Origin of the sequence: Pseudonocardia sp. (assembly GCF_025965585.1) — a bacterium.
Classification (GTDB): Bacteria; Actinomycetota; Actinomycetes; order Mycobacteriales; family Pseudonocardiaceae; genus Pseudonocardia.
The window spans coordinates 25,825-34,272 of sequence record NZ_JAOPWR010000332.1 but is presented as its reverse complement, the minus strand read 5'-3'; the positions used below and the strand labels follow the sequence as shown (position 1 = coordinate 34,272).

Below are 8,448 nucleotides of genomic sequence, written 5' to 3'. Positions count from 1 at the left end.
TTCAGCGACGCGATCCGCCGCAGCGGCGGCGCGGCGAACGGCGGCATCGACTGGGTGCACGTGCACAACGAGGAGGCCGCGTCGTTCGCGGCCTCGGCCCGACGCCCAGCTCACCGGGCGGCTCGCGGTGTGCGCGGGCAGCTGCGGGCCGGGCAACACCCACCTGATCCAAGGTGTGATGGACGCCCACCGCTCCGGCGCGCCGGTACTCGCGCTGGCCTCGCACATCCCGTCCCGGCAGATCGGCAGCGGTTTCTTCCAGGAGACCGACCCGAAGGCGCTGTTCACCCAGACGTCCCACTACTGCGAGATGGTCACCCGGCCCGAGCAGCTCGTGCGGTTGTCCCGGCTGGCGATGCAGAACGCCGTCGGCCGGCAGGGGGCGGCGGTCCTCGTGCTGCCCGGCGACGTCCTCGCCGACCGGTCCGCAGGCGCCGTCCCGCCGAGCGCGCTCGTCACCGGCCGACCACTCCCCGTCCCGGACGCCGCGACGCTGCGCGAGCTCACCGGGCACATCGCCACCGCGGACAAGGTGGCGATCTTCGCCGGGATCGGCTGCAGCGGCGCCCGTGACGAGGTGCTCACCCTCGGCGCCCGGGTGCACGCCCCGATCGGGCACACGTTGCGCGGCAAGGACCTGCTGCAGCACGACAACCCGTTCGACGTCGGCATGACCGGGCTGCTCGGACACGGCGCCTGCTACCGCGCCCTGCACGAGGCCGATCTCGTCCTGCTGCTCGGCACCGACTTCCCCTACGACGACTTCCTGCCCGACGCACGCACGATCCAGATCGACATCGACCCCGCACGGCTCGGGCGCCGCACCCCGCTGGTGCAGGGGATCGCCGCGGACGTCGGGCACACGCTGCGCGCTCTGCTCCCGCTGCTGGAGCAACGCACCGACCGGCACTTCCTCGATGACATGCTGCACCGCCACGAGAAGGCGATCCGGCATGCGGTCGAGACCTACACCCGCGACCACGGCCAGCGCACGCCGATGCACCGGAGTACCTCGCCCGGATCCTCGACGAGGCCGCTGCGGACGACGCCGTGTTCACCGTCGACACCGGGATGTGCTGCACGTGGGCCGCCCGCTACCTCACCCCGACCGGGCGGCGCCGGATCCTGGGCTCGTTTGTGCACGGCTCGATGGCCAACGCCCTCCCCATGGCGATCGGGGCGCAGGTCGCCGCACCCGGCCGCCAGGTCGTGTCGCTCTCCGGCGACGGTGGACTGGCCATGCTCATGGGCGAGCTCCTGACCGTGGAGACCCACCGGCTTCCGGTGAAAGTCGTGGTGTTCGACAACTCCAGCCTCGGCATGGTTCGGCTGGAGATGATGGTCGCCGGCGACCCGCCGTTCGAGACCGACCACGACCACGTGGACTACGCCGCGGTCGCCGCCGGCGCCGGGTTCCACACCCGTCGGGTGACCGATCCCGCAGACCTGCGCAACGCCGTCACCGAGTTGCTGGCCTACGACGGGCCGGCCCTTCTCGACGTCGTCACCCGCCCGACGCCCTGGAGGTGCCCTCGCACATCACCGTCGAGGAGGCCCGCGGGTTCGCCCTGTCCCTGGGCAAGACCGTTCTGGACGGCGGGGTCGGGAGGATCTACGAGCTGGCCCGACAGAACCTGCGGAACATCCCCCGCTGACACCGCCGCCCGATGCGGCTCCCGCCATCCACCACGAACTCGAGCCGGCTGTCTCTCGATGGGCGGTCACTGCCGGACGACCCCGCGATGCGCCGGCGACGCGGACCCGTGGATCGCCCCGACGGGTGGAGGGGCGGCCCCGAATCCCCACCTGCCAGGGGCAGGCCGTTGGCCGCGAGATCGGTCACCGTGGACGGATGACGTCGACCCGCGCCTCAGTCTCGACCGACACGTCCGGAGAAGGTGGACACACATGAGTTTCACGGGATACAGGACATTCGACACCACCCTGGAGAAGACCAACGGGGTCCTCAAGCGCATCGAGGAGAGTTACGGCTGGCCGAAGGAGCGTCGCAACCAGTCCTACGACGGGCTCCGTACCGTTCTGCACGCTCTGCGCGACCGCCTGACCGTCGAGGAGGCCGCCCAGCTCTCGGCACAGCTCCCGTTGCTGATCCGCGGCATCTACTTCGAGGGATGGGACCCGGCGAAGGTCCCGATGAAGATGCACCGCAACGACTTCCTCGAACGGATCAACTCGGAGTTCCGCTACGAGGTCCCTGGGGGGGCGGAACGCCTGTTCGAGGTCGTCATCGACGCCCTGCGACGGTTCATCAGCGAGGGTGAATGGCAGCACGTCCGGGCCAGCCTGCCCAAGGACCTCGCCACCGTCCTTCCGTAGCGCGGATCCGGATCCAGCGCGGGCCGGGTCGGTGGAACCTCACTCCCCGACCCAGCCTGTGCACGGCCCGCACCAGCAGTACCAGGTGAGCGGACGTATCCACCTCGTGATGTCGGACAGCACCGAGATCGACTCGGGCGGTGTGCCCCGGGAGAGGGACGGACGAGCCCAGTGGACATACGGTCCCATGGCGGTCTTGGACACCGCGGGCCGAGCCCGCACGGGAGAAATCCGCCTCGAAGGCCGGTGCCGCTGAGTGCCCGCGGCTGCCAACGTGCCCACCATGACCGCGACGATCCGCTCGGTGGACCTCCCCTCCGGGGAAACGATCCCGGCCATGGGCCAGGGCACCTGGCACTTCGCGGAGCGACCGGGCAGCCGTGCCTCGGAGATCTCCTCCCTGCGGCTGGGCCTCGACCTTGGGCTCAACCTGATCGACACCGCGGAGATGTACGGAGACGGCGCGGCCGAGGAACTCGTGGGCGAGGCGATCACCGGCCGCCGCGACGAGGTGTTCCTGGTCAGCAAGGTGCTCCCCCACCACGCGACCCGCCGCGGCACGGTGCTGGCCTGCGAGGCGAGCCTGCGCCGCCTCGGCACCGATCGCCTCGACCTGTACCTCCTGCACTGGCGGGGCCCGATCCCGCTGGTGGAGACCATGGCCGGCTTCACGGACCTCATCGACGCCGGCCTCGTCCGCCACTGGGGCGTGAGCAACTTCGACACCGCGGACATGCAGGAGCTGGAGATGGCGCCGGGCGGACGCGCCGTCGCGACCAACCAGATCCTCTACAACCTGGCCCGGCGCGGCCCCGAATACGACCTGATCCCGTGGTGCCGCGCGCACGGCGTGCCGATCATGGCCTACTCGCCGGTGGAGCAGGGCCGGCTGCTGCGCCACCCCGCACTGGCCGACATCGCCCGGCGCCACGAGGCCACCCCGGCCCAGGTCGCGCTGGCCTGGGTGCTGCGCTCCGAGGACATCAACGCGATCCCACGGGCCGGCACAGCCGGGCACGTCCGGGAGAACGCCGCGGCGCTCGAACTGCAGCTCACCCAGGCCGACATGATCATCCTGGACGGGGCGTTCCCACCGCCCCGGCACAAGAGACCACTCGAAGTGCTCTGACGGTTGCAGGGGCGTGACGTCGGCGCCTGCCGTCCACCAGAACGTGGCGCGGTGACGAACGAAGCGTCGTCGCCGGCCAGGAACGTGACCATGCGCGGGGCAGACGATCGGGGTGGGGCGCATGAGGTCCGACGCACACGCTGGTGGGCTGCGCCCACGAGCGCACGCGAGGGAGCGGATCGTCTCCCGCTCCTGGAAATGGGCCGTCTCCGTCATCGTCCTGGCCACCGTGCTGGCGATCGAGTACGGGTTCCTGCACGAGCGGATCGGCTCCGACGTGTCCGAGCTGCTGGCGAGCGGCCGCTCGGCACCCGCGGGCGCGGCGGCGGTGGCGCCCGACCCGGCGCTGCCCGCGCCGGCGGCCGCAGGTGACGTCACCCGGGTCGAGCTGCGGGCGATGAGCCTCTGTTCGCCCGGCGCCGTCTGTGCCGTGCGGGTGCACATCGGGCTGCATCCGCGGCCGGCGCCGGTAGCGCTGCGCTGGAGCGTCCGGATCGACGACCTGTGCTCGCGAGCATCCGTGACGGTGGCCGGCGGGTCGGTCACGGTTCCGCCGAACGGTGACCGCGCGGACGTCGTCGACAACGTCGCACTGCCGCCCGGGTCCGCCCTGGCGGTGACAGCGGTGACCTCGTCACCGGCCACGGCCGCCGGTCCCCCGCTCCGGGTGCCGGCACGCGCGTCCTGCTCACCGACGTGACGAGGGGGAACACCGTGCGGATCCGCACACTCGGCCGGAAGCGATCCACCCGGTACGGCAGCTGGACCGCCCCGCCCTGGGACGGCGCCGGCCACGACGCCCGAACCCCGCGGCTCCGGGCCCGCGACCACGGTGTCGCCTTCGACATGGTGGCCGTGCTCGCCGCGCTGGTGCTGGTGGGCGCCGGTCTGGCCAACCTCGCGGCCGTCGACGGCGTCGGCGCAGCGGTCCGCCAGCTGGTGATCGCGGCGGTCGGGATCGGCCTGCTGGCCGCGATGTGGCGGGTCCGTCTGGGTTTCCTCGGTGTCCTGGGGTGGATCAGCTACGGCGTCGCCGTCGCGCTGCTGGGCGCGGTGCTGGTCGCCGGGGTCTCCGCGAACGGCGCCACCCGCTGGATCGCCCTGGGCTCCTTCACCTTCCAACCGTCGGAGCTGGTGAAGGTCGGGCTGTTGCTGGTCCTCGCGGGGGTGCTCGGGTCGGATCGTCCCCCGTGGCGGCGGTTCGTCCTCGCGATCGGGCTGGCCCTGCCGGCGGTCGGGCTGACGCTGCTGCAACCGGACCTCAGCACCACCACGCTGCTCGTCGTGCTGACCGTCGCGATGCTCGTGATCGGTCGTGTGCCCGCGCGCTTCCTGCTGCCCCTGTTCGCCGGTGTGGCCGTCGCGGCACCGCTGGCGATCGGGGTGCTGCGGCCCTACCAGGTGCAACGGCTCGGCAGCTTCCTCGCCGGGTCATCGGGGGAGCCGTCGGGAACGGGATGGGCGGTGCACCAGGCGCAGATCGCGCTGGCGTCCGGCAGCCTCCTGGGCAGCGCCGGCCGACCGCTGACCGACCTCATGGAGCGCTACCTGCCCGAACGCGACACCGACCTCGCCCCGGCGAGCCTGGTCGAGCAGTTCGGGCTGGTCGCGGGAGCGGTCGTGCTGCTGGCCGCGATCGTGCTGGTGTGGCGGCTGGCGCTGGCGGGGCGGGTGGCCCGGACCGGACACGGGGCCCTCGTCGGGGGCGGGCTGGCGATCCTCCTGGGCATCGAGGTCGTGGTCTCCGTCGGCGGGAACCTCGGCGTGCTGCCGCTGGCCGGCGTCCCGTTCCCGCTGGTCAGCTACGGGGGGACGGCGCTGGTCGCCCACCTGGCCGCGATCGGCGTGGTGCTGGGGGTCCGGCGCGACGGGGCGCGCCGCCGGCTGTGGGCGGCGCCGCGGTGGCGCGGCCTCCGGCCCCGGTTGGTCCGCTCGGCCGCCGTCGGGCTGACCGGCCTGCTGGTCGTCTTCAGCGTCTACGGCTGGAACCTGCAGACCACCCAGGGCGCCGCGCTGCTCGCGGCCGGCCAGCAGCAGATGACCCGGTGCATCCGGATCCCCCCGGCCCGCGGCACCATCACCGACCGCAACGGCGTGGTCCTCGCCGCCGACACCTCCACCGGCACGGCGGGGCTCGTCGAGGTCGACGCCGTACCGGCGCTGCTGCGCTCCCACCCCGCCGACCTCGCCCGGCTCGCGGCGCTGACCGGGCAACGGGTCGACGCGGTGGACACCACCCTCGCGGGCGTGCCCGACACCACCCTCGCCGTCCGGGTCGCCGACGTGCCCGCCACCACCGGCAACACGATCGGGAGGGCCGGCATCGCCGGCGTGCTGGTCGTCCCACACCCCCGCCGCACCTACCCGACGGGGGCGCTGCTGGGACCGCTGCTCGGCTTCGCCGGGATCGCCACGCCGGCCGAGGTGGCCCGGGACCCGGGCCTCCCACCGGGCGAGATCGTCGGGCGCGCCGGGATCGAGGCGCAGTACGACGCGGTCCTGCGCGGCATCGACGGCGAGCAGTGCCTGTACGTGACCCCGACGGGCGTCCCCTCGGCCGTCGGGCCCCGCCAGGACCCCGTCCGGGGTGCGGACCTGCGGCTCTCCCTCGACCTCGGCCTGCAGCAGCGCATGACCGCGAGCCTGGCGACCGCGCTGCGCGCCCAGTCGAACCCTCGCGCGGTGGGCGCCGCGGTCGCGATGGACCCGCGCGACGGGCAGGTCCTCGCGATGGCCAGCCTTCCGTCCTACGACGACAACCTCTACGGGCCGCCGGTGGACGAGGCCGGGCTGCGTGCCGCGTCGACGGGCCCGGGCGACCCGATGCTCGAGCACGTGACGCAGGCGGCCGTCCCGCCCGGCTCGACGTTCAAGCTGGTCATGGGATCGGCCGACCTCGTGCACGGCACGGTTCCTCCAGCGCTGGTGGTGCCGACGGGGGCGAGCTTCACCCTCGGCGGCCACACCTTCAACAACTGGCGAGCCCTGGGACCGATGGACCTGGTGCAGGCGATCGCCTGGTCCAACGACGTCTACTTCTACAAGCTCGCCGCCGCCATGGGCCCGGGCGCCATCATCGACGTCGCGCGGACGTTGGGGGTGGGCGCACCGACCGGGATCGACCTGCCCGCGGAGTCGGCCGGATACCTGGGCACGCCCGAGTCCGTCGCGGCCCAGGGCGGCACCTGGTACGGGGGGTCGACCGTGATCCTCGGGATCGGGCAGGGATACCTCCAGGTCACCCCGATGCAGAACGCGCTCTGGACCGCCGGCGTGGTGACCGGGAGCCTGGTGACCCCCCGCCTGGGTCTCGCCACCGGCACCCGCAGCGGCGGCTTCACCGCCCTCCCTGTTCCCGCACCGACGCCGCTGCCGTTCGCGGGAGCGCTCGGTCCCGTCCGTGAGGGCATGCGCGCAGCCGTCACCGGCGGTACCGCGACGCGGCTGGCGGGTCTGCCGGTACCGGTGGGCGCCAAGACCGGCACGGCCCAAGACGGGAGCCTGGCCGCCGACAGCTACGACAACTGGACGACCGCGGCCGCGCCGATGAATGCGCCGACGGTCGTCGTGACCGCGCTGGTGCAGGGACCGGGAACCGGGGCGAACAGCGCGAGCGCGGTGGTCGCCGACGGGCTCAGCCAGTACTTCGCCCCGCCCGCCGCACCGTGAGCGGCGGCCCTGCTCCGGACTTCGCGGTCAGCCTCGACCGTAGGCGGTGAGCACGCCAGGGGCGGTCGCGGCCCGGGCGGCCCCCTCCGCCACGCAGGTGAGGGGGTTCTCCGCCCGCTTCACCGGTAGCCCGAAGGCCTTCTCCAGCGCCTGTTCGATCCCCCGGACACGCGACGCGCCGCCGACGAGGACCACACCGTCGGCGGCCAGGTCGTCGATGGCCTGCGCGGGCAGGTCGTCCAGACAGCCCGCCAGGTAGCGGACCAGCCACGCGACGATCGGGGCGAGGGCGGCCTGGAGCTCACCGGCCTCCACGGTTACCGACCGCGGCCTGCCACTGTCGGAGTCGCGCCCGTGGATACCGATCTCCGTGTTGTCGGGAACCTCACCGGACCGGACCGCCAACTGCTCGGCGGCGATCTCTCCCATCATGAGGTGGTGGTGCTCGCGCACGTGACGGCTCACCGCCACGGTCATGTCGCCTCCCCCGATGCGGCACGACCGGCTGGCCAGCACCCCCCCGAAGCAGAACGCCGACACCTCGGCGGTGCCTCCGCCGACGTCGACGACCATGTGCACGCGCCGGTCCATGGGATCGATCCCGCACCCCAGCGCTCCGGCGACCGGTTCGTCGATCGCCACCGCCCGTGCGATCCCCGACTCCTCGAGGACCTCCAGCAGGGCTCGCTGTTCGAGCAACGTGGCGCCCGCCGGTACTCCCACCACCGCCTGGGCTCGTCCACGCTGCCACGGGCGCGGAAGAACCTGCCGTACGACCATCCGGAGAAAAGAGCGCGCCGTGTCGAGGTCGGTGATGACGCCACGGCGCACCGGGCGGATCGCCGTCATGCCCGGTGGCAGGCGGCCGACGAGGTCCGCGGCTTCCCGGCCGACGGCGATCCGCTGGCCTCGCCCCCCCGTCCGCTGGTGCAGGAGGATGGACGGCTCGTCGAAGAGCAACTCCCCGTCCGCGTCGCACACCACAGTGCTGACGGTGCCCACGTCCATACCCAACCGAGTCAAGGTCTCCCCTTGCCGCTTGTCCTTCACAGCGCACCCACGCCGTCGGTCTCGCCGAGCTGAGTGTCCGCCGGTCCCGCCGTGGGGGCGAGGGCCGAAGGCCAGGAGTCCGAACCGCGAGCAGGCCTTCCCGTCCGGTCCGTGGTGAGGCCGTTCAGCCCGATGAGCTCGGGCGCCCGGCTCTGCCCGGCATCACCGGGCGGCTGGTGATCCGGCGATGACCGGCGAACCCGACATCCCGCGGCACGAACACCAGCGGCGGACCCGTACCGAGCACGATGGATGCGATTCGT

General features: G+C 72.9%; 5 protein-coding genes and 1 pseudogene. 5 read left to right on the top strand and 1 reads right to left on the bottom strand.

Translation table 11 applies throughout. From position 1 onward, the window contains the following. The 5 genes and pseudogenes from JWR81_RS20430 to JWR81_RS20410 all read left to right on the top strand — a co-directional run. Positions 1-1,655: pseudogene (locus tag JWR81_RS20430) on the top strand (thiamine pyrophosphate-dependent enzyme); the annotation flags it as partial. Between the two features lie 253 nt (positions 1,656-1,908). Further along, a complete protein-coding gene (locus JWR81_RS20425) occupies positions 1,909-2,337 on the top strand; it encodes a DUF2267 domain-containing protein (RefSeq protein WP_297655204.1) in 429 nt (142 codons plus the stop codon). Positions 2,338-2,620: 283 nt separating this feature from the next. Continuing rightward, positions 2,621-3,466, top strand: a complete 846-nt coding sequence (locus JWR81_RS20420) for an aldo/keto reductase (protein ID WP_297655202.1) — start codon at positions 2,621-2,623, stop codon at positions 3,464-3,466. 121 nt (positions 3,467-3,587) lie between these two features. After that, positions 3,588-4,166, top strand: a complete 579-nt coding sequence (locus JWR81_RS20415) for a hypothetical protein (RefSeq protein WP_297655199.1) — start codon at positions 3,588-3,590, stop codon at positions 4,164-4,166. Then, positions 4,163-7,135, top strand: coding sequence for an FtsW/RodA/SpoVE family cell cycle protein (locus JWR81_RS20410; protein ID WP_297655196.1), 2,973 nt, complete (start codon positions 4,163-4,165; stop codon positions 7,133-7,135). The genes JWR81_RS20415 and JWR81_RS20410 overlap by 4 nt, the downstream gene beginning before the upstream one ends. Before the next feature lie 27 nt (positions 7,136-7,162). On the opposite strand, the gene JWR81_RS20405 is transcribed toward JWR81_RS20410, so the two are convergent. Then, positions 7,163-8,143, bottom strand: coding sequence for a rod shape-determining protein (locus JWR81_RS20405; protein ID WP_297655207.1), 981 nt, complete (start codon positions 8,141-8,143; stop codon positions 7,163-7,165). Between the last annotated feature and the right edge of the window lie 305 nt (positions 8,144-8,448).

Excerpts from the sequence above, each read along its gene's own strand:
- JWR81_RS20425 (WP_297655204.1), top strand. The coding sequence starts at position 1,909 with ATGAGTTTCACGGGATACAGGACATTCGACACCACCCTGGAGAAGACC.
- JWR81_RS20420 (WP_297655202.1), top strand. The coding sequence starts at position 2,621 with ATGACCGCGACGATCCGCTCGGTGGACCTCCCCTCCGGGGAAACGATC.
- JWR81_RS20415 (WP_297655199.1), top strand. The coding sequence starts at position 3,588 with ATGAGGTCCGACGCACACGCTGGTGGGCTGCGCCCACGAGCGCACGCG.
- JWR81_RS20405 (WP_297655207.1), bottom strand. The coding sequence starts at position 8,143 with ATGGACGTGGGCACCGTCAGCACTGTGGTGTGCGACGCGGACGGGGAG.